The sequence below is a fragment of the Aquimarina longa SW024 genome (genome assembly GCF_001401755.1).
In the GTDB taxonomy this organism is placed as follows: Bacteria; Bacteroidota; Bacteroidia; order Flavobacteriales; family Flavobacteriaceae; genus Aquimarina; species Aquimarina longa.
The window spans coordinates 173,799-197,593 of sequence record NZ_AVQK01000015.1 but is presented as its reverse complement, the minus strand read 5'-3'; the positions used below and the strand labels follow the sequence as shown (position 1 = coordinate 197,593).

Annotated in this window: 18 protein-coding genes; 10 read left to right on the top strand and 8 right to left on the bottom strand. The window is 32.1% G+C overall.

Annotated features, from left to right (window positions below):
* The first annotated feature begins 30 nt into the window (after positions 1-30).
* Positions 31-1,401 (top strand): DNA repair protein RadA, encoded by a 1,371-nt coding sequence (gene radA / locus N456_RS03445; RefSeq protein WP_062053917.1) that lies wholly within the window; start codon positions 31-33, stop codon positions 1,399-1,401.
* Here radA and N456_RS03440 read toward each other — a convergent pair whose 3' ends face one another.
* The 3 genes from N456_RS03440 to N456_RS03430 all read right to left on the bottom strand — a co-directional run bounded on the left by N456_RS03440 (position 1,402) and on the right by N456_RS03430 (position 4,520).
* The gene (locus tag N456_RS03440) at positions 1,402-2,433 is read right to left on the bottom strand and encodes an aldo/keto reductase (protein WP_062054030.1); all 1,032 of its coding nucleotides are present in this window, start codon (positions 2,431-2,433) and stop codon (positions 1,402-1,404) included.
* A gap of 522 nt (positions 2,434-2,955) precedes the next feature.
* On the bottom strand, positions 2,956-3,600 hold the full coding sequence (locus N456_RS03435; protein ID WP_062053915.1) for a hypothetical protein: 645 nt from the start codon (positions 3,598-3,600) through the stop codon (positions 2,956-2,958).
* Between the two features lie 623 nt (positions 3,601-4,223).
* On the bottom strand, positions 4,224-4,520 hold the full coding sequence (locus N456_RS03430; protein ID WP_062053913.1) for a hypothetical protein: 297 nt from the start codon (positions 4,518-4,520) through the stop codon (positions 4,224-4,226).
* A 479-nt stretch (positions 4,521-4,999) separates the two neighbouring features.
* Here N456_RS03430 and N456_RS03425 point away from each other — a divergent pair, with 479 nt between their 5' ends.
* Positions 5,000-5,410 carry a hypothetical protein gene (locus N456_RS03425; protein WP_062053911.1) on the top strand — a complete coding sequence of 137 codons (411 nt, stop codon included), beginning with the start codon at positions 5,000-5,002 and terminating at the stop codon, positions 5,408-5,410.
* An 86-nt stretch (positions 5,411-5,496) separates the two neighbouring features.
* Here N456_RS03425 and N456_RS03420 read toward each other — a convergent pair whose 3' ends face one another.
* The 4 genes from N456_RS03420 to N456_RS03405 form a co-directional block, all read right to left on the bottom strand.
* On the bottom strand, positions 5,497-6,459 hold the full coding sequence (locus tag N456_RS03420; RefSeq protein ID WP_062053910.1) for an OmpA/MotB family protein: 963 nt from the start codon (positions 6,457-6,459) through the stop codon (positions 5,497-5,499).
* A gap of 133 nt (positions 6,460-6,592) precedes the next feature.
* On the bottom strand, positions 6,593-7,357 hold the full coding sequence (locus N456_RS03415) for an exodeoxyribonuclease III (RefSeq protein WP_062053908.1): 765 nt from the start codon (positions 7,355-7,357) through the stop codon (positions 6,593-6,595).
* Between the two features lie 153 nt (positions 7,358-7,510).
* The gene (locus N456_RS03410) at positions 7,511-9,046 is read right to left on the bottom strand and encodes a glycine--tRNA ligase (protein WP_062053906.1); all 1,536 of its coding nucleotides are present in this window, start codon (positions 9,044-9,046) and stop codon (positions 7,511-7,513) included.
* A 140-nt stretch (positions 9,047-9,186) separates the two neighbouring features.
* A complete protein-coding gene (locus N456_RS03405) occupies positions 9,187-10,068 on the bottom strand; it encodes a hypothetical protein (protein WP_062053904.1) in 882 nt (293 codons plus the stop codon).
* A gap of 74 nt (positions 10,069-10,142) precedes the next feature.
* Here N456_RS03405 and N456_RS03400 point away from each other — a divergent pair, with 74 nt between their 5' ends.
* Positions 10,143-10,823: a ComF family protein gene (locus N456_RS03400; protein ID WP_062054028.1), complete on the top strand. Its 681-nt coding sequence runs from the start codon at positions 10,143-10,145 to the stop codon at positions 10,821-10,823.
* A gap of 93 nt (positions 10,824-10,916) precedes the next feature.
* On the top strand, positions 10,917-12,533 hold the full coding sequence (locus N456_RS03395; protein ID WP_082422413.1) for an Ig-like domain-containing domain: 1,617 nt from the start codon (positions 10,917-10,919) through the stop codon (positions 12,531-12,533).
* On the opposite strand, the gene N456_RS03390 is transcribed toward N456_RS03395, so the two are convergent.
* The gene (locus N456_RS03390) at positions 12,522-13,307 is read right to left on the bottom strand and encodes a nitrilase family protein (protein ID WP_062053902.1); all 786 of its coding nucleotides are present in this window, start codon (positions 13,305-13,307) and stop codon (positions 12,522-12,524) included. The two genes, N456_RS03395 and N456_RS03390, sit on opposite strands and share 12 nt — an antisense overlap.
* Before the next feature lie 1,931 nt (positions 13,308-15,238).
* Here N456_RS03390 and ileS point away from each other — a divergent pair.
* The 6 genes from ileS (at position 15,239) to bioA (ending at position 23,689) form a co-directional block, all read left to right on the top strand.
* Positions 15,239-18,643: an isoleucine--tRNA ligase gene (ileS, locus tag N456_RS03380; RefSeq protein WP_062053897.1), complete on the top strand. Its 3,405-nt coding sequence runs from the start codon at positions 15,239-15,241 to the stop codon at positions 18,641-18,643.
* Positions 18,644-18,647: 4 nt separating this feature from the next.
* Positions 18,648-19,031, top strand: a complete 384-nt coding sequence (locus tag N456_RS03375) for a TraR/DksA family transcriptional regulator (RefSeq protein ID WP_062053895.1) — start codon at positions 18,648-18,650, stop codon at positions 19,029-19,031.
* Between the two features lie 489 nt (positions 19,032-19,520).
* The gene (locus N456_RS03370; protein ID WP_082422412.1) at positions 19,521-20,297 is read left to right on the top strand and encodes an FG-GAP repeat domain-containing protein; all 777 of its coding nucleotides are present in this window, start codon (positions 19,521-19,523) and stop codon (positions 20,295-20,297) included.
* 271 nt (positions 20,298-20,568) lie between these two features.
* Positions 20,569-21,729 (top strand): aminotransferase class I/II-fold pyridoxal phosphate-dependent enzyme, encoded by a 1,161-nt coding sequence (locus N456_RS03365; RefSeq protein WP_062053891.1) that lies wholly within the window; start codon positions 20,569-20,571, stop codon positions 21,727-21,729.
* Positions 21,730-21,740: 11 nt separating this feature from the next.
* Positions 21,741-22,385 carry a dethiobiotin synthase gene (bioD, locus tag N456_RS03360; RefSeq protein ID WP_062053889.1) on the top strand — a complete coding sequence of 215 codons (645 nt, stop codon included), beginning with the start codon at positions 21,741-21,743 and terminating at the stop codon, positions 22,383-22,385.
* Complete coding sequence (bioA, locus tag N456_RS03355) at positions 22,382-23,689, top strand: adenosylmethionine--8-amino-7-oxononanoate transaminase (RefSeq protein ID WP_062053887.1); 1,308 nt, start codon at positions 22,382-22,384, stop codon at positions 23,687-23,689. Before bioD ends, bioA begins: the two co-directional genes overlap by 4 nt.
* The last annotated feature ends 106 nt before the right edge of the window (positions 23,690-23,795 follow it).

The window sequence follows — 23,795 nt, the reverse complement described above, 5'->3', positions numbered from 1 at the left end:
TAGTATTTTTACAATTTCATAGATTTTTTTATGGCTAAAACTAAAACTGTTTTTTTCTGTCAGAATTGTGGAGCGCAATATACCAAATGGCAAGGACAATGTACATCATGCAAAGAATGGAATACGATTGCCGAAGAAATTGTTCAAAAAGTAGTAGCAAACGACTGGAAAAGTACTTCCTCTAGCTCTTCCAAAGCAACTAAAGTTGCTAAACCGTTACGGATTTCTGAAATTAACACTAGTCAAGAGGCTCGTTATAATACTGATGATGCAGAACTAAATCGTGTACTTGGAGGAGGCTTAGTCCCTGGATCCTTAACATTATTAGGAGGCGAGCCAGGGATAGGAAAAAGCACATTACTACTACAAATTAGCCTTAAATTACCATATAAAACATTATATGTTTCTGGAGAAGAAAGTCAACAACAGATCAAAATGCGTGCAGAACGTATACGCTCTAAAACTGATAATTGCTTAATCCTTACTGAAACAAAGACTCAAAATATTTTTAGACGAATAGAGGAAATACAACCAGATATTGTTATTATCGATTCTATCCAAACTCTACATAGTGACTATATAGAAAGTAGCGCTGGAAGTATTTCGCAGATTAGAGAATGTACTACCGAACTCATCAAATTTGCCAAAGAAACTGCTACTCCTGTTCTATTGATCGGCCACATTACCAAAGATGGAACTATTGCTGGACCTAAAATTCTAGAACATATGGTCGATACTGTACTGCAATTTGAAGGAGATCGTAATCATGTCTATAGAATCCTACGAGCTTTAAAAAATCGTTTTGGATCTACTTCTGAGTTAGGAATATATGAAATGCAAGGGAGTGGTCTCCGAGAAGTAACCAATCCTAGTGAAATACTGATTTCTAAAAAAGAAGAAGAATTAAGTGGTACTGCGATAGCATCTACAGTAGAAGGCATGCGCCCTTTAATGATAGAAATACAAGCTTTGGTCAGTACAGCAGTATATGGCACACCACAACGTAGTGCTACTGGATATAATCTAAAACGCCTTAATATGATATTGGCTGTTTTAGAAAAACGAGCTGGTTTTAGATTAGGAGCAAAAGACGTATTTCTTAATATTACAGGAGGAATATCTGTAGATGACCCTGCTATTGATCTAGCGGTAGTTGTCGCAATATTATCCTCTAGCGAGGATATTTCTGTCTCCAAAGAATATTGTTTTGCAGCAGAAGTTGGTCTAGCAGGAGAAATACGACCCGTAAACAAAGTAGAACAGCGAATACAAGAAGCAGAGAAACTAGGTTTCTCTACTATCTTTGTCTCTAAATACAATAAAATATCTTTACAAAATACTCAAATCCAAATTCTAATGGTTGCCAAAATTGAAGATGTAGTTGAATATTTATTCGGATGACTAAGGTGCTGGATTAGGAATATTTTCATGCACAGCTTCAATCTCTTTTAAAATTGTATTCGAAAGTGTGATATTAATACTATCAATATTTTCTTTCAATTGATCCATAGCTGTAGCTCCAATAATAGTACTGGTTACAAAAGAACGGTCATTTATGAATGCTAATGCCATTTGAGTTAAACTAATACCATATTTTTTCGCTATTTCATTATACGCTCTAGTTGCTGCAAAAGAATTTTCATTATGATATCTCGAAAATTGTGGAAACAAGGTTACTCTAGCATTTTTGGGTATTTCCTCAAGATACTTTCCTGTTAATTGCCCAAAACCAAGAGGAGAATATGGCAAATAACCTATGTTCTCGCGATGTAATACCTCTGTAAGACCAACCTCATCTTTTCGATTCAACAAGTTATATGGGTTCTGAATAGTACTCATTTTTGCCCCTCCTTTTCGAGATTCTTCAATATAACGCATTACTCCATATGGTGACTCATTAGAAAGACCTATTTGCCTTATCTTCCCTTCTTTAATAAATCCTTGAAGGTAATTTAATACCTCCGCAAAATTATCACTCCATCGTTCTGCCTCATCATGTATATACCCTCTTACACCAAAAAAATTAGTGTTCCGCTCTGGCCAATGCAACTGATATAAATCAATATAATCTGTTTGCAAACGCTGTAAACTTTTATCAATAGCATCAGAAAACTCTTCTTTTGTATACCCTCCAGTACGAATATGTTTTACAAAATCTCTCGGTCCTACAATTTTTGTAGCAATCACAACCTTATCTCGTTTTCTTGTTTTTTTTAGCCATGTACCAATAATTTTTTCTGTACTTCCTTGGGTTTCCTTTTTTGAAGGTACTGCATATAACTCTGCTGTATCAATAAAATTAACCCCATTGCCAATAGCATAATTCAATTGTTCATGCCCTTCTGTCTCAGTATTTTGTTCTCCCCAAGTCATTGTTCCCAAACATATTTTACTTACCTGTATATCAGTATTAGGTAGTGTAGTATACTTCATTATTTTGATTATATTTTTAATGTTGATGATCTTAAATACTCTTGTATAATTTAAATATGATACCATTTTTAACTAATAATGGTAAACATATTCAAAGGTAGAAACTCTTCTTATAAGCTACTACAAAAATTTATCACGATAAATTTAATTAAAATACAAGCTATCACTTCATTTATATTTTAAAAGTGTGGAAAATATCTACAGTAAAGATCATATAGTCAACAACTTTATGATAAGTCAACAAAACTGCTAAAACAATTAAACCACTGAAAAACAATACATTGAACATGTATTGTTTAGTTTTTAAATTTATGGAACAGTTTTTTCTTATAGTATTATAAACCAACCATACATATACCCTAAATTAAGAATTGCTATTATACACAAAACTCATATTTATAACATAGTTAAAACTATAGTAGCCAACTTATATTTTTGTAACCACCAAAGAGAGTATTAGAGAATTCTAATACTCTTTTCTTTTTTGTAGTATTTTTCTAAATTTATTTTAAAAAGAAGTGCCTATTTCCTGATATATACCTGTAGATCTTCACTTTTATTCATTGCATATGATAATGACTTATCATGAAATGATTTTTCTGGTTTATAATTAACCAGAGACAATACTTTAGGTAGTTTTAAACCCCAAGAATTTGATTTTTTAGCCTCTCCAGAAAGTAGCATTACTACATGACCATAAGTTGTTGAAGTATCTATTACTAAGGACAATCCTCCTTTATTAGTATGTTCCAAAGCATGATCTAACACATCTTGATCGATAGCAGTACCGATACTTTTCCAATCATTTGATCTTTCTATGATAGGTCGTATACTATCATAAATAACATATCCTAATTTAGCATCTTTAAACTCTGATAAATTATGTTTCTCACTAATAACCTTAGAGATACGGCTTCTGCAATCATTACGACCCACAGCCTGAGCTTTACAACTCATAAAATCCTTAACAATATATTCTAGTGCTACTAAAGTAAAATTTGTTGTTGAAGTAGAATTTGATGTTGAAGGTTTTTTATCATCAAATTGGTTCTTTACTTCTTCTATAATTTCATCTTGTTTATTTCCTTCTTTTTTTTCTGAATCTCCTTTACAAGAAACTCCTATAATTGTAGACAAACTTGCAAATAATATATAAAATCTATACATCTTTTTTAATTTAATTTCTCATTAAGAGGGTAACTTTCCGAGATTTATTTCGGAAATTATTAATTATTTTATCCAAATATATAAACCTATCATGAAAAACTGATATATAATTTACCTAAAAAAACTCTGCTTGCTTTTTGAATGCTTTTAAAATCAAAATTGCATAAAACAAAAAACGGACACAACCCCCTATTGCCGCATCCGTTTTAATTAACCTAAAAATAATTTTTATCGTGCGTAATCAATTATAAAATAATCAAAAGTCCACACGCCTATACACCTTAAAACCAAGAGTCTACTTAAACAAAAATTAATTATGATTTTCAAGATTTTAAAAAAAAGAGAATTAAAACTATGGCGATTGTTATAAAACCCTTTATTCTTAAGTCAAATTCAAAGACTCTAACATTTTCTTAAATAAAAAAATATAGTTTTTTATTATATAAGGTATATACCTGTTTACTCAAAGATATAGTATAATATCATTTTATAACACTCATAATGTATAAACGGTTGTTTTGAGTTAGTGAAAGACCTATTTTTAAGTTTTATCCGTCTTTTTAACAAAAAATGAGAGCGGTTTTTATTCAGATAAAACAAAAAAAGCGCTCTTAGCGCTATTATTATGGCTTTGATAATATCTCAATCACTTTGCCATATACATTTTTAGGCGACCCATTTAGGCGACCTCGGTTATTACCGATCAACAATCCTCGTTTACTATTTTTAGCTTTAACCAAATGTGTAAAACAGTTTCCTTTTACTTTACAAAAAACAATATCTCCAACTTCACAGCTTTCCCAGATTACTGGTTCAAGAAGTATCGGTTGTTTTGATCTTAAGATAGGTAACATAGAATTACCTGATTCTTTGGAGACAATTGTCTCACCATTCAATAGTTTTTGAATTTTCCAATTCATTATTTATAGTTTTAAAAATTAAGTATTAATTCAAAAACTATGGAGTACAGATTTTACAAAGAACATACAATATTGTATGGTACAAAATTAAATATTTAGTTTGGTTTATATAGGATCTTATTCATTATCATCTTTTGACTTCCTAATTTTAAAGCTTTAATACCACCTATATCCAAATGTTACATATAATTCAAAAAAAATAAATCAAACTAAAAACTCATTATCAAGTATTTGTATAGAAAAGTTTCATCTATAATCGTATTCAACAGAATTCTTTTCTTATTCGTTTGTCAAAACTCTATCATACCTCTAAATTTTATATATAAATTCGTGGCATGCTTTTTGGTTTTTATCAAATAAATTGCCTATTTTGAGTCGATTTTTAAGGTTATTTTAACAATAAAATAATTTTTATTACGTTCTGATAACCAATATAATTAACCTATAAAATTTTTAATATATTATTTAACCCAAACATTATGAAAAAATTATTTCTACTTCTATTCGTGCTAGGCGCAGGATTAACCGCTCAAGCTCAACCCTCAGATAATTCTGGTCAGGATTGGGCAGAAAGTAATGCACAATTTACAGATTTATATAGTTTAGCAACAGAAATAAGTAAAAAAACAGATAAAGTAATTGCTAATGGTAATGTTATCTCAATTGTAAAAGAAAATGGTACTACTTCTTTCCAGAGAAAACGAGATACTTCTGTTCCTGTAGAATTTTATGATTTTATTTTACTGACTTCTACAGGTAGACGTATTCCATTGAATAAAGGACAAACTGAAAAAGTTATTGAGAAATTTCAAAATGTATTGAATAAAGTAAAAGAAAGCCTTGATAAAGATAATACAAAAGCTATTGACGATATTTTAAATACCTTATAAGAATAAAAAAGCTTTATAGTTTATAAATAAAAATAGCGGCTTCTGAATCTAGGAGCCGCTATTTTGCTTTCCAATAACTTATGAAGTTACATATCATCATTCAATAGCTTCGTAATTTCATCCAATTTTGGAGTTAAAATTACTTCAATACGTCTATTTTTACTTTTTCCTTCATTAGTATCATTAGACGCTACAGGTGCAAACTCTCCTCTCCCTGCTGCGGTAAGGTTTTGCGGATCGATCTCCTTATTTTGTAGCAAAATAGTTACAATTGCAGTAGCTCTTTTGGTAGATAAATCCCAATTACCTGCAAGTTGTGTCGTACCGATATACGGATCATTATCAGTATGTCCTTCTATTAAAACGACTATATCCTTATTATCTGCAAGTACACGACCCAATTGTTTGACCGCTTTTTGTCCTTGTACTCCTACAGCCCAACTCCCTGACTGAAATAATAATTTATTCTCCATAGAGATATATACTTTACCATTACGTTCTTCTACCGTAAGTCCTTTACCTTCAAAATTACGTAGTGCTTTGGATATGGCTGTCTTTAAAGCTTGCATTTTAGCATCTTTCGCAGCTATTAATCCTTCTAATTCATCTACCCGTTTAGAACGTAAGGCTAAATCTCTTTTTAGGGCATCCAAACGATTACGTTCTGCAATCAAATCACGTTCCTTACTTTCTAACTGTGCTAATAATTCTCTGTTTTTCTTACTATTGGCAGCAATAGCCGCAGAGCTATTTTTTTCTAATGCATCGTATGAGTCTTTTAAGTTCTCATAATTCGCTAGAGTAGCGTTATAATGCCCTTGTAGGTCATCCTTCTCTGCTTTGAGTTTTTGATATGCTGCCTCTAATTCTTCTAACGTTTTTTTATCAGTAGTACTTACCGTTGTTAATGTAGATAGTTCATCTTCCATTTTACGGTGATCCCGCTTAAGACGTGCATATTTATTTTCTAATTCTTTATATACTTTTGTAGTTACACAAGAGGTCATAAAGGTACCGATAGCTATAATCAATACAATTTTTTTTATCATTTTATAATATTTATGGGGTTATTCTATTTATAAAAAATCAATACCATAGAAGCAAACCTAAGAGATATACTTACTGAAAAAATAGTTTGATTTTGAGCACAAAACTTGAAGAACTTAACTTCTCAAAGAAAAATTAAATCCCCAGTTCGACAACAATAGGACAGTGATCACTATGTTTAGCTTCTGATAAAATAACGGCTCTTTTTAGTTTATCTTGTAAGGGTTTAGATACCATCCCATAATCTAATCGCCATCCTTTATTATTTGCTCTAGCATTTGCTCTATAGCTCCACCAAGAATATTGATGTGGTTCTGTATTAAAATACCTAAATGAATCAATAAAACCGCTATCCATAAAATCTCCTATCCATTCTCGCTCTACTGGTAAAAATCCCGATACCTTTTTATTACGTACTGGATCATGAATATCTATTGCTTGATGACAGATATTGTAATCTCCTAGTATGACAAGATTGGGATATTCTTTCTTCAAGTCATTTATATAGGTCTGAAAATCTGCCATATATTTCAGCTTATGTTCTAATCGTTCTATATTAGTACCACTAGGCAAATAAAGGCTCATTACTGATACTCCATTAAAATCTGCTCTTAGGTTACGACCTTCAAAATCCATATAATCTATTCCTGTACCATATTCTATATGATCTGGCTTTATTTTTGACAAAATCGCTACACCACTATATCCTTTTTTCTGAGCGCTATACCAATAATTATAAGGATATCCTGCTTCTGCGAATATATCTAGGTCTAATTGTTCTTTAGTTGCTTTTATCTCCTGAAGACAGATTACATCAGGGTTAGCTTGTTGTAACCATTCTATAAAACCTTTTTTTAATGCAGCTCTGATTCCATTTACATTGTAAGAAGCAATTTTCATTGAATATTAGATTTAAATTTTTAGTAAAAATATAACTTATAGAAAGAAATTAGGATGAATCACAGGCATTCTTTTATTGCATCAAAACTTATTGAAAACCAAAAAGCTGTCTTATTACAGACAGCTTTTATAAAAAAATTGCTGTTTTCTATATTATTTCAACCAATATTCAGCGTCTGTTTTTTCTGAGATAATTGCTTTTAATTCTACAATAGGAACTCGCTTCTGCTCCATCGTATCACGATCTCGTATGGTAACGGTTTGATCATTTATTGTATCATGATCTACGGTTATACAAAACGGTGTTCCGTTAGCATCTTGCCTTCTATAACGACGTCCTATAGCATCTTTTTCATCATAGATAACATTAAATTTCCATTTTAGATCATCTACGATCTGCTGTGCTATCTCTGGTAAACCATCTTTTTTCACCAAAGGAAGTATGGCTGCTTTTATCGGTGCTACAACTGCAGGAAGTTTTAATACTACTCTACTGGTACCATCTTCTAATTCTTCATCCTGCAATGCTGTAGAGAATACTGCTAGAAACATTCTATCTAATCCTACTGAGGTTTCTACCACATAAGGCACATAGCTTTCTTTTAATTCGGGATCAAAAAACTGTAATTTTTTTCCAGAATACTCCTCGTGTGCTTTAAGATCAAAATCAGTTCTGGAATGAATCCCTTCTAATTCTTTAAATCCAAATGGAAAATCAAATTCTATATCAGCTGCAGCATTCGCATAATGCGCTAATTTATCATGATCATGAAAACGGTAATTTTCTTTCCCCAGCCCTAATGATAAGTGCCAATTCAATCGAGTTTCTTTCCAATACTCATACCATTTCATTTCTTCCCCAGGGCGAACAAAAAACTGCATTTCCATTTGTTCGAATTCTCGCATTCTAAAAATAAATTGACGTGCTACAATTTCATTCCTAAACGCTTTTCCGGTTTGGGCAATTCCGAATGGTATTTTCATTCGTCCAGATTTCTGAACGTTCAAAAAGTTTACAAAAATCCCCTGAGCTGTTTCTGGTCTTAAGAATAAATCGGTTGCTGAGTCTGCAGATGCTCCTAATTTGGTTCCAAACATAAGATTAAACTGTCGTACTTCTGTCCAGTTTTTAGAACCTGTATCTGGGTCTGCAATACCTAATTCTTCTATTAATGCTTTTACATCAGCAAGATCTTCATTTTCTAAAGATTTTGCCATACGTTTTACAACCTCTTCTTTTTGAGAAAGATATTTTACAACTCTTGGATTCGTAGCTACAAATTGTGCTTCATCAAAAGCATCTCCAAAACGTTTTTTGGCTTTAGTAATCTCTTTTTGTGCTTTTTGGTATAGCTTTTCTGCATAGTCTTCTATAAGTACATCCGCTCTATATCTTTTTTTAGAATCTTTATTATCAATCAGCGGGTCACTAAAAGCATCCACATGTCCTGAAGCTTTCCAAGTTGTGGGGTGCATAAATATTGCTGAATCAAGGCCTACAATATTCTGGTGCATATGTACCATACTTTTCCACCAGTATTCTCTAATATTTTTTTTAAGTTCTACACCATTCTGACCATAATCATATACTGCGCTTAACCCATCATAGATCTCACTAGAACCAAAAATATACCCATACTCTTTTGCATGAGCTATAACCTTTTTAAATTTATCTTCTTGCTTTGCCATTGCACAAAAATAATCGAATTTAAATGAATTGAAAATGAATTTACCTAATTAATAACTAGAGAATGCGATTTCTAGAAAAAGCATAAAAAAACCGCCATATTGTTAAAAATATGGCGGTTTTCTAGTTTTATATTAAAAAATTATCTTAACTCAAACTGAGTATTAGAAATCATTTTTGGTCCAGAGAATAGGTTTACTACGTAATTTCCTTTAACTAGTTCTCCTTTTACTGCATCAACCAGTACACAAACATCTAAAGCTTCATTTTCATAGAACACCTTATTACGACCACTATACGTAAGTACAGCATCATTAAAGTTTACTGATACTTTATCTCCTATTAAATTGTTTTCGGGGTTAATCACCTGTACAAAAAGATCTTTATCCCCTTTCTTTGTCAACTTATTTGGCGAAAGTGTAAAACAAACTCTTATTTTTTCTGCTCTACTAGCTTTAGTAGCTCCTGTGATTTTACCACTATTACGTACACGTACTCCTTCTGCTTTTATATTTGCTGCAGTAAGAGCAGAACCTCTTTCTACAATTTCTGCTAGTTTACTATTCTGTGTCTGTAATGAATCTGAGAAAACAATTCTTTGATTAAGTGCTGTAGCTGTACTATCAAGATCTGTAGTCAACTGAGTATTTGCTACTGTTAGACTATCTGCTAACTTAAATAATCTTTCACGTTCTTTTTTAAGTTTCCCGACTTCTCTTCTGTAACGAGAAATCAAAGCTAAATTAGCATCGTTATCTTTAACACTATCTAATAAAACTACAATACGCTCTTTAGCTTTAAGTAAGTGATCATCCATTACTTCATTAAGAGCAATAGCATTGTCATATTTTGTAATCAATTCTCCTAATTCACTCTCAATAAGATCTTTTTCTTGTTGCAGAATTGCTTTATTTTGCTTCTCTTCGTTATAAAATTTATACGTAAAGATACCCAGAATAAGTAATAATGCTCCTAGAACACCTATAAGAATTTTAAGGGTCAAATTATTGTTTTGAGTTGTCATAATTAAAATTTAAAATTTTGATGGTTATTTTAATCGCTAAAATATAATAATTAATGTTAATCTCCATTAGTAAAATGCTAAGAGACTTAGCATATCTATTCTATCCAATACATTGCGCTGCATGCAATAATCCTCTGCATAAAAATGAAAGAATACTTTGCACTTATTGCAGACACGAACTCCCTCTTGGCAATTTTCATAACGTAAACGCAAAAAAAATTGAAAAAGTATTTTATGGTCGTATCAAAATAGAAAACGCTACTTCTCTATTTATATTTCATAAAGACAGCCTTGTTCAAAATTTAATTCATAATCTAAAGTATAGAGGGCAAGAAGAAATAGGAGAAGAACTCGGAAAATGGTTAGGTCGAGAACTATCCCAAATACGTGATTATAAATCTATTGATTTTATAGTACCAGTACCACTACATAAAAAAAGATTGCAAGAAAGAGGATATAATCAGGTAGAAAAATTCGGAATTGAAATTGCGAAAAAACTCAATGCAGAATACATCAATTCTGTATTGAAAAAAAAATCTTATACAAAAAAACAATCCAAACGTGGGAGATTTAATAGATGGACAAATACCGTTGAAACATTTGATACTCAAAATGAGTCTTTACTTATAAACAAACATATTTTGTTAGTCGATGATATTGTGACTACAGGAGCTACTATTGAATCGTGTGTAAATGCTCTAAAACCTATATCTGGTATTAAAATAAGTATTGCTACAATGGCAATAACCGTATGATTTTTTGAATGCGTACTTATAAATAGAGTTTCATTATGTTTTCTGTATTTTAAATATAATTGTTTCTTTGTGTTTTAAAACTATTGTGGAGATATGAGTAAAAAAATAAATATGGCATTGCTTACTTTGATTTTGCTAATCATGGTAACTAATTGTGCCAAAAAAGGTTCGATAACTGGTGGATCTAAAGATGAGACTCCTCCTGTTTTCACAAAAGCTTTCCCTCCTAATTTTTCTACAAATTTTGATGCAAACGAGATCCGAATATATTTTGATGAATATATAAAATTGAAAGACCCACAAAAACAAATAATTGTATCCCCTCCTATGGATCCTAAACCAACTATTACACCTCTGGGAGGAGCAAGTAAATACATCAAAATCAAATTTTTAGATACATTATTAGAAAATACAACCTATAGCATTAACTTTGGAGAAAGTGTAGTAGATAATAATGAAGGAAACCCAAATCCTTTTTTTACATATGTTTTTTCTACAGGAAATTCTCTTGATTCTTTAAGTATAAAAGGCTCTATTAGTGATGCTGTTCAAAAAAATCCCAATACATACATCACCGTAGCATTATATGAGGTTAATGACGATTATACCGATTCATTAGTATATAAAACCGTTCCTAGATATATTACCAATACATTAGACAGTACCGCTTTTAGTCTACATAATCTTAAAGAAGGAAAATTTAAACTTATTGCTTTAGAAGATGCTTCTAACAACTACACGTACGAACCTAGATTAGATAAGATAGGGTTTTATGAAGAGATCGTTACACTTCCTGAAGATACTGCTAAGGTTTTCAATCTAAATATTTTTAAAGAAGTACTTGATTTTAAAGCACTCAGACCAAAACAAGTTTCAAAAAACAAATTTATCTTTCCCTATGAAGGAATCAGAGATAGTATGAGAATTAAATTGCTTAGTGAAACACCTGATACATTCGAATCTCGAATATTTCCGGATAAAGAAACAGATACATTACATTATTGGTTCAGACCATTTTTTGAAGCCGATTCACTACTGTTTGAAGTGACTAACACTAAAAAGTATCGAGATACATTAATCACTAGGTTTAAAGATCAATATAAGGATTCTCTTGTGATGTCATCAGATATTGGATCAAGCCTTGCTCTTAATAAGGATTTTATTTTTTCTGCAAATACCGCTTTAGACAGCATTAATGAACAACTGGTTTCTTTAACTGATAAAGATACCTTAGAAGTTCCCTTTTCGATAGCATTAGATAAAACTACAAATAAAGCAACGCTTAATTTTGAAAAATCAGAAAGCAATACTTATAGTTTACAATTTCTACCAGAAGCGATAAAAGATTTTATTGGCAATACTAATGATACCATAACCATCAATTTTGGAACTAAAAAACTAACCGATTATGGGACTATTTTCTTAACTCTCGAAAACGTAAAAACATATCCTGTTTTGGTACAGGTTACAGATGAGAAAGAAAAGGTAATCTCAGAAAAAACAGTAAACAGCCAGAAAACTTTAGTTTTTGACCATCTTGATCCAAACAAATATTATATTAGGGTAGTTTTCGATCATAACAACAATAATAAATGGGATACCGGTAATTTCTTAAAAGGGATACAACCGGAAGAGATTCGTTATTTTTCTGAACCTATTGATGTAAGAGCCAATTGGGAAATAAAACAAACTTTTATACTAAAAGAGTAATTGAAAGTCATCTCTATCTTTTAAAAAAGAAAATTTCTCTCTCATTTTTTTGATATGAGATCTCTCTAATGTTGTATATAAAATCAGTTCTTTTTCAATAGGAATTTCCCCTAATACTGAATTTCCAAGAACATCATACACATCAGAATGACCATTATATTCAAAACCTTTACCATCCAAACCGATGCGATTTACCCCTATACAGTAACACATATTTTCGATTGCTCTGGCTTTAAGTAATGTATCCCAAGCACTTATTCTAACTTTTGGCCAACTAGCTACATATAGTAATACATCATAATCCGCAGTATTTCTTGCCCAAACAGGAAACCTCAGGTCATAACAGATTAAAGGTTTTATTTTCCATCCTTTATAGTCAACAATCAACTCTTTTTGTCCTGCCGAATATACCTCTTCTTCCTTTGCTAATGTAAATAATTGATGCTTATCATACATCTCATAAGAGCCATTGGGAAACATAAATATCAAGCGATTATAATAGTTCTCCTCTTCTTTAATAATCAGACTTCCTGTAATCGCACAATCTACTTTTTTAGCCATTTTTGTTAACCATTGCAATGTATTTCCTTCCATCGTTTCGGCTACCTCAACAGCATTCATAGTAAATCCTGTAGTAAACATTTCTGGCAATATAATTAAATCTACTTTTGATGATATCGAATTAATTTTTTGAGTAAAATTTGCTCGATTATGCACTGGATTTTCCCATGCTAGATGAGATTGGATTAGCGCAACAACTAAGGTTTCTTTCATTTATAAAGCTTTTTATGTTAATCCACATTGTGGGGTTTAATTCTCCGAGGCTCGCCTAGAAATCCCAAAATTGGGTTTCCGCTGGATGGCTCGTGGGCTTGCCCTAAGGTAGTCAACTTCCCCATCTAGGGTATAATTTCCCCGAAGGTTGTCTAGAAATCATCTTTTTCAGAATCATACCTCATGATCTTTCTTCATTATTGATTCTCTCTGAGTAAAGATAATAACTTCAGGACCAAATTCAGCAGTTCTAACTTGTTTAGCGTTTTATTTTTCCATATTCAAAAGAAAGTTTACATTTTCCTAATTTGTATCCTTATTAATCTCATAACCAAAACCTCTGCTACTATTGGGATGATCTGTTTTGAGTCTGTAAGTATTTATACACTCCCTTAGGCTTATCAATATACATGTACACATCAAAAAAATTATCGTGGAAATAATGCGCTACATAATGAACAGTGGCCCGTTTTTCAATTTCTGAAATAAGATTATCTTTAAGTTGATAGCAGGATTGCGTAGTAATTAAATTATTTACCATCCCTTTTCGTTAGTTTCCTCTGGTTACAAAGGTATTGCAATATGCAGACACCACGAATATTTTATGGTATTACTAAAACGATTGTAAGAAAAATTTATGTGCCCCATCAATGGTTTTTCATTCATCATCCCATCGATAACAGTAAAATCCCACCCTTCCTTTATAGTAATATATTCACTCTTCTTTAAAATCCTTTGATCTATTCTGTTAGTAAATCATATCGTTTTGCTATCTCAATTGCCTTATTATTGAATTTCGTTATTACCTCTGGAGTTTATAAGCTTTAAATCTACCACCAACGGGATTAACTTTATTTAGAAGTTTTTTAAATATACTTTTCTCTTTTATAACACCTCCATATTTCTCTAAGAATAAACTGCTCATAAATTTCACGCTCTAATTTCGTAGAACCTGCCATTTTATGGATCACCCCCCTATTACTTCCTCTGTTTTTTGTCCTAAGTTTATCACTTTTACCAAAATATCTCTTGAATCTTTTAAAGATATTCTCTTACTGCCCTATATACATCTGTTCTAGATCACTAGCATTTTTAATAATAAGGTCATAAATTCCTTTATCATCAACTGCTTTTTTTAGTTTTTTGACTGCTTTGTAATGGTAGCAACAACTCCAAATCCTGTTACCATTGCCGCAAAACTAAGTGCTGCATCGCCATAGTTTCCTCTTGCTAATGATATACCATTTGCTAAATCAACAATCTCACCCAGACTAGGAACAAGCCCCGCAATATCTAATTCTGTTTGTAAACTATCTGCCCAATCATCCCATGTTGTGGGTCGTCCGCCATTTTCCTCTGCATCATATGTGCTAATTTCTTGCCAAGATGCAGTTTGATCTGATAAAACAACTGGGGGATTTATAAATTCTGGATTACTATGATCTACACTATCGGGTACTTATAAGCCCGAAAAATAACACTAGGGAATAAACATTATGCATTAGCTAAAGCCCCCTTAAATGTACCTAGTGAGTTATCATAGAAAAACAAAACTCTTAAAAAAGGCTATCGGTGAACGTATCAGGGAATTAAGGGTAAAGGCAGACTATACAAGCTATGAAACATTTGCTATTGACAATGACCTTCCTCGAAAAAATTATTGCGTTTAGAAAAAGGATATAATTTTACAATTGACACCTTACTAAAAATCGCAGATATTCATAACATCACCCTCGAAGAGTTTTTTAAAGGAATAAAATAAGAATTGGCACTAATTCTGGATACTCTTATGTTCCAAAATCGATAAAAAATCAAAACCTTTATTAAAATTTTATAATTCTATAACAATTATTTGATATCACACGCCAAATTCACACTGCTTTTTTGTAGAAAATTCTTATTTTCGCTCACTTAATAGAAAGAACGATCAAATGAGCACGAAGTTTCCTGAATATAAAGGACTTGACTTACCTAAATTAGCTGACGAAATACTAGATTTCTGGCAACAGAACGCCATCTTTGAAAAAAGTATTAGTGAACGTGATGGAGCAGAACCGTTTATCTTTTTTGAAGGACCTCCTTCTGCAAATGGATTACCAGGAATTCATCATGTAATGGCTCGTGCTATCAAAGATATTTTTTGTCGCTATAAAACTCAAAAAGGATATCAAGTACAGCGTAAAGCTGGGTGGGATACTCATGGACTTCCTGTAGAGCTTGGTGTCGAAAAAGAATTAGGAATCACCAAAGAAGATATTGGTAAAAAGATTACTGTAGAGGAGTATAACGAAGCGTGCAAAAAAGCCGTAATGCGCTATACCGATATCTGGAATGATCTTACTCAAAAAATAGGATATTGGGTAGATATGGAAGATCCATATATTACCTATAAGTCTAAATATATGGAGAGTGTATGGTGGTTACTTGCACAAATCTATAAAAAAGGACTATTATACAAAGGATATACGATACAACCGTATTCTCCTAAAGCAGGTACAGGATTAAGTTCGCATGAGCTAAATCAACCTGGAACATATCAAGATGTAACAGACACCACTGTTGTAGCGCAGTTTAAAATAATAGAAGACACATTACCAGCATTCTTACAAGATATAGAAGAGATAATGTATTTTTTAGCATGGACAACAACACCATGGACACTCCCCTCTAATACCGCACTAACAGTAGGGCCAAAAATTGATTATGTAGTTGTAAAAACATTTAATCAGTATACTTTTGAACCTACTAATGTTATCCTTGCTAAAAATTTGGTAGGAAAACAGTTTGCAGGAAAATTTGTTGCTGTAGAAACCGAAGAAGAAGTTGATCGTTTTAAAGAAGGGGATAAGAAAATTCCTTATTTTATACTAAAAGAATGTAAAGGAACTGATCTGGTAAATATTCGATATGAGCAATTAATAGACTATGTTCAACCCTACGAAAATCCAGAAAATGCATTTAGGGTAATCACCGGAGATTTTGTAACTACCGAAGATGGTACCGGGATTGTACATACTGCACCAACATTTGGTGCTGATGATGCAATGGTAGCCAAACAAGCTACTCCAGAGGTTCCTCCTATGCTAGTTAAAGATGAAGATGATAATTTGATTCCTCTTGTTAATTTACAAGGTAAGTTCACAAAACATGTAGGTGAATTTGCAGGAAAATATGTTAAGAATGAGTACTATAGTGATGGAGAAGCTCCTGATAGATCTGTAGATGTAGAAATCGCTATTAAATTAAAAACAGAAAACAAAGCTTTTAAGGTAGAGAAGTATGTCCATAGTTATCCTAATTGCTGGCGTACTGATAAGCCTATTTTATATTACCCACTAGACTCTTGGTTCATTAAGGTTACTGATTTTAAAGATCGTATGCACGAACTTAATCTAGGTATTAACTGGAAACCTAAAGCTACTGGAGAAGGGCGTTTTGGTAATTGGTTGGCAAATGCTAACGACTGGAATTTATCTCGATCTCGATTCTGGGGTATTCCGTTACCTATTTGGAGAACCGAAGACGGTAAAGAAGAACTTATCATTGGTTCTGTTGAAGAATTAAAAACAGAAATGGCTAAGGCTATTAAAGCTGGAATACTAGAGGAAGATATCTATGCAGATTTTGTTATCGGTGATATGAGTGATGATAACTATGATAAAATTGACCTTCATAAAAATGTAGTCGATAAAATCACTTTAGTTTCTTCTTCAGGAAAACCGATGAAACGTGAGAGTGATCTAATTGATGTATGGTTTGATTCAGGATCTATGCCATACGCACAATGGCACTACCCTTTTGAAAATAAAGAAAAAGTAGAATCTGGTGATAAAAAAGCAGATTTTATAGCCGAGGGAGTAGATCAAACTCGTGGATGGTTCTATACCCTACATGCTATCGGAACCATGATTTTTGATGATGTTGCCTATAAAAATGTAGTCTCTAATGGACTAGTACTCGACAAAAATGGACAGAAAATGTCGAAACGACTAGGTAATGCCGCTGATCCATTTGAAACACTAAAAACTTTTGGTCCTGATGCTACACGATGGTATATGATTAGTAATGCTAATCCATGGGATAACCTAAAGTTTGATCTAGAAGGTATCGCAGAAGTGAGACGTAAGTTTTTTGGAACACTATACAATACCTATTCTTTCTTTACGCTATATGCTAATATCGATAACTTCTCTTATACAGAAGCTGACATTCCTATAGTAGAACGACCTGAAATTGATCGTTGGATACTAAGTGAACTACATACCTTAATCAAAAACGTAGACTCCTATTATGATAATTATGAGCCTACAAAAGCTGCTAGAGCAATTTCTGATTTTGTACAAGAAAATTTAAGTAATTGGTTTGTACGCCTCAGCAGAAGAAGGTATTGGAAAGGGGATTACCAACAAGATAAAATCTCTGCCTACCAAACATTATATACCTGTATGCTTACGGTTACCAAGCTTGGAGCACCTATAGCGCCATTTTTTATGGATAGGTTATATAAAGACTTAAGTAATGGAACACAAAAAGAAAGTTTTGAAAGTGTACATTTAGCACATTTTCCTAAATACAATGAGAACTTTGTAGATAGCGCTTTAGAGCATAAAATGCAAAAAGCACAAACAATAACCTCTTTAGTTCTTTCACTTCGTCAAAAAGAAAAAATCAAGGTGCGCCAACCATTACAGCGTATCATGATTCCTGTATTAAATGAAGCCGAAAAAAATGAGATTAACGACATTGCTGATCTTATAAAAAATGAAGTAAATGTTAAGGAAATAGAACTTATCGATGATGCTTCAGGAATATTAGTAAAGCAAATCAAGCCTAATTTTAAAACATTAGGCCCTCGTTTTGGAAAAGACATGAAGCTGATTTCCAATAAAATACAATCTTTTGATCAAGAAAATATCAAAATCATAGAACAAACAGGGCATATTGATGTAGAAATTAACGATAAAATTATTACATTAGATACCGATGATGTAGAAATAAGCTCTCAGGATATAGAGGGTTGGTTGGTAGCAAATTCAGGCGCTTTAACTGTAGCATTAGATGTTTTGATAAGTCCTGAGCTTAAAAAAGAAGGGATTGCCAGAGAACTTGTAAATCGTATTCAAAATATCCGTAAAGATAGTGGTCTGGAAGTAACTGATAAAATAGAAATTGTTTTTCAAAAGAACGAAACTATTCAAGAAGCTATCGCCACTAATGAAAATTATATTAAAAATGAAACCTTAACCGAGACAATTGAATTTGCAACAAATGTAATAAATGGTACAGAAATTGCGTTTGACGACATTGCAACCCAATTGGTAATAAAAAAACATTAAGAATATGGCAGAAGATGTAAAAGTAAGGTATAGCGATGCTGATTTAGCAATGTTCAAGGAAATTATCCTTGATAAAGTAGAAAAAGCTCAAAAAGATTTGGAGCTTCTTAGAAGTGCTTATAAAAATGATGGTAATAATGGTACTGATGATACCTCTCCAACCTTTAAAGCATTCGAAGAAGGAAGTGAAACAATGTCTAAAGAAGCAAATACGCAACTCGCTATTCGACAAGAGAAATTTGTACGTGACTTAAAGAATGCATTACTTCGTATTGAAAATAAAACCTATGGAGTTTGCCGTGTAACTGGAAAATTAATTAATCCTGATCGATTAAAACTAGTGCCACATGCTACATTAAGTATCGAAGCAAAAAATATGCAAAGCTAATACTACGTTAAGTATTAAAAAATACAATTTAAAGTTAGACCTTTTAAGTTTTTGAAAAACTCAAAAGGTTTTTTTTATCACTACTAGCCTGAGTTCGACATGATGTGATTTTCTTATATCAAATTTAGGTACTAATAATTTGGTTTAAGTCACCGTTAAGTTAAAAAAATATTCAGTAGAATTTCATCATACAAAAATTGCTCTATTGTTTTAATTATAGAGTTCTTATCATCTATACCATATCTAAATAGGTATAATAGCTATTTCCTAGCCAAACATAACCATCTCTAAATAAGTTGTTTAAATGCATTTAATAACTATTCAGACGCATTAAAACTGAAGTTTTAAAAAAACATTACCTTTTTGTAAAATAGGATTATAAAATCTACAATAATATATATATTTATTATAATTAAGGGAAAATATAGAATACGCATAATTGTAATGGGGCAAGCATAATAATTAGCAAACAACTTAATAACAATACTCATGAAAAACCAATTCTCATTTATTTCTTTATGTATCATTTTTGTTTTGTTTTATTCTTGTACAAATGATATTGATCAATTAAAACCAACAACAAACGAAAAATCATCTCAAAATCTTTATACTTCTAACACAACTATTGAATTTGATATATGGAAAGACAATTATGTTGTAAATACAGGATGGAACGTTGATAAACATGTTCGAAAAGTTGCCGATGTAAATGGAGATGGCATGGCTGATATTATAGGCTTTCATCAAAACCATGTATATGTATCCCTTTCTACTGGCACTGGTTTTGGCACTATACAAATATGGAAAGATAATTATGTTGTAAACACAGGATGGAACGTTGATAAGCATGTTAGAGAAGTTGCCGATGTAAATGGAGATGGTATGGCTGATATTATAGGTTTTCATCAAAACCATGTATATGTATCTCTTTCTACTGGTACTGATTTTGACACCATACAAATATGGAAAGATAATTATGTTGTAAATACAGGATGGAATGTTGATAAACACGTTCGAAAAGTTGCTGATGTAAATGGAGACGGTATGGCTGATATTATAGGTTTTCATCAAAATCATGTATACATATCTCCTTCTACTGGTACTAGTTTTGATCCTACAACAGCATGGAAAGGAGGTTTTGTTTTTAATACAGGATGGAGCGTCGATAAACATGTTAGACAAGTTGCTGATGTGGATGGAAATGGGAAAGCTAATATCATAGGCTTTCATCAAAATCATGTATATGTAACAAAATCTGATTTTTAAGTTTTAAAAAAGTAAACAACCTTAGGGTAAGCCTCTGGCGATTAAACCTTCTATAAGGGATTAAAGATTAGTATCTAAAAACACCATATTTAGTAAACTAGTTTACTAAATATGGTGTTTTTAGATTTTTGAAGAAAAAATAACAGCTTGTGCTCACACTTGTTCAGAGAATAAACATAGTACCACTTCTCAAATGAAAATAGTTATCATAGTTCATTTTTATCCTGAAGTATAGGCAGAAAATAGGATTTGTTTTATTTTTGACATTATTATGCGATTACCAAAAAATCTTCAGAAGAAACTTAATGATAGAAAAGAGAATAATGCATTTCGGAAACTCTATGAGCCAAAGAATAGTACTGATTTTTCATCTAATGACTATCTAGGTTTCGCCTCTTCAAAAAAAATATTTAATCAAGTACATCAATTTTTAGAAGCAAAAAAAATCTATCAAAACGGAGCAACAGGCTCTCGATTATTGACAGGGAATCATGAGTTATACACTAATACTGAAACCCTATTAGCTAAATTCCATAATACAGAAGCAGCACTATTATTTAATTCTGGATATGATGCCAATGTCGGACTCTTATCATCTGTACCACAGCGAGGAGATATTATTTTTTATGATGAGTTAATTCATGCTTCTATTAGAGATGGGATGCAAATGAGTACAGCCAGATCTTATAAATTTAAACATAATGATTTAGACGATTTGCAAAAAAGAGTTGTACAAATACAGTCTAATCATAACATATACAATGATCAAACAGAAGTATATATCATTACTGAATCTGTTTTTTCTATGGATGGAGACACTCCGGATCTAAATGGTTTTGTATCGCTCTGTAAGGATTATAATTGTCATCTTATTGTTGATGAAGCCCATGCAGTTGGAGTATTTGGAACTCATGGAGAAGGTATACTACAGCAATTAGGCATCGAGAATCAGGTTTTTGCTCGAATCAATACATTTGGCAAAGCCATGGGATGTCATGGAGCAGTAATTCTTGGGTCTATAGCATTAAAAAATTACCTTATTAACTTTGCACGAAGTTTTATATATACCACAGGGTTGCCTCCACATTCATTAGCGACTATACAAAAAATGTATCAAGAACTTCAAAATACTATAGCAATCAAAAAGCTTAGAGAGAATATTGCTTTTTTTAATCAACAACTTGCAATAACACATCTAAAGCCTCATTTTATCAAAAGCAATTCTGCTATACATTGCTGTATTATTCCGGAGAATGAAACTATCAAAAAAATAGCTACCGAAATACAAAAAAATGGTTTTGAGGTAAAACCAATTTTATCACCAACAGTTCCCCAAGGCAAAGAACGATTACGCTTATGTTTGCATTCGTATAATTCTAAAGAAGAAATAGGTAAAGTTTTAGAGTTGTTAGCTACCTTTGTTTTATCATAAAGAAAATCATCATGTCGAATACTATTAATGAGGCTTCTAAAAAAATATTTGTTACTGGCATAAGTACTGAAGTAGGTAAAACTATAGCTTCGGCAATTATTGTAGAAGCATTACAAGCCGACTATTTTAAACCCATACAAGCAGGAGATTTAGCCTATTCCGACACCCATAAGGTAAAAGAACTGGTCTCTAACTCAAAAACTAAATTTCATAACAATAGCTATGCCCTAAAAACACCCATGAGCCCACATGCAGCCGCTGCAATTGATCATATCACTATTGATATTGATAAGATAATCACTCCTCAGACCGATAATCACTTGGTTATTGAAGGTGCAGGAGGATTATTAGTCCCCCTTAATGACGAGGATACCATACTAGATATTATCGATTCTGATTGCCATATTATTGTAGTGTCTAAGCATTATCTAGGAAGTATTAACCATACCTTAATGACGCTATGGATATTACAAGAACAAGGATATAATGTATCTGTTATTTTTAGTGGAGACGAACACAAAACTACAGAGGATATAATTAAAGGAATGACAGGTGTTAATATCATAGGTAGAATTGAAGAAGAACCTTATTTTGATACGGCAGTAATTAAAGAATATGCAGAACAATTCAGAGAACATCTAGAAAACATATCATGATCAATTCTACTAAAAAAATCTCTTCTACCATCAAAGCAGAAACACTTAAACAAAGAGATAAAAAGCATCTATGGCATCCACTTACACAACATAAAATCCATCCAGAAGCATTACCTATTGTAAAAGCAAAAGGGGCACTACTCTACGATGAGAATGGGGCTACGTATATCGATGGTATTGCATCATGGTACACTGCTATGTATGGGCATTGCAATCCATATATCTTAGAAAAAGTACAAGAACAGATGCAACAATTAGATCAGATTGTATTTGCTGGATTTACACATGAACCTGCAATTAGATTATCTGAGCAACTCATTAGAATATTACCTGATAATCAAGAAAAAATATTTTTTTCTGATAACGGATCTACAGCAAACGAAGTAGGAATTAAAATGGCACTGCAATACCATTTTAACAAAGGAGAAAAAAGAAATACTATTATTGCTTTTGAAGATGGTTTTCATGGAGATACTTTTGGCGCAATGTCAGCCTCGGGATTATCAGTCTACAATGGTCCTTTTGAAGATTTTTTTATCGATGTACAACGGATTCCTACTCCTAATTCTGAGAATATTGACGCTGTCATAAAACAATTACAAGAATATAATAAAACTCATAAAATTGCTGCTTTTATTTATGAACCTTTAGTACAGGGAGCCAATGCCATGCATATGTATGAGAGTAAATATTTAGATCAAATTCTCTCTATATGTAAAGAGCATCATATCATTACTATCGCTGATGAAGTAATGACAGGATTTGGAAAAACAGGAAAAACCTTTGCCTCTGATTATATAGAGACAAAACCAGATATTATATCATTATCTAAAGCACTAACCGCAGGTTTTGTACCTATGGCAGTAACAAGCTGTACACAAGAAATCTACGATGCTTTTTTGGATGATTCTATTGGTAAAGCATTTTTTCACGCACATACCTATTCTGCTAATCCTATTGCTTGCTCAGTAGCCTCTGCAGCTATAGAGCTTTTAGAAACTGAAGAATTTCAAAATAATATCGGTAGAATAATACACGCTCATAAGCGTTTTGATACAACGATAAAAAATCATCCAAAAATTAAAAGCACAAGACAGCAAGGTGTTATTTATGCAATAGATTTAGATATCGATATGAATCGTTATGGCAAAAAACGATATGAGATTTTTGATCACTTTATGAACAATGGTATTGCTTTAAGGCCATTAGGTAGTACCATATATATTCTTCCTCCATATGTAATTACAGAAGAGCAACTACAAAAAATATATAAAACTATTATCGATGTATTAGATATCGTATAGGAATAATACACTAAAATACAACCAATCGGAACTTCCCGATTCACAGAACTGGGTGAAAGCAGCTCATTGGAACTTCCCGATTCACAGAACTGGGTGAAAACAGCTC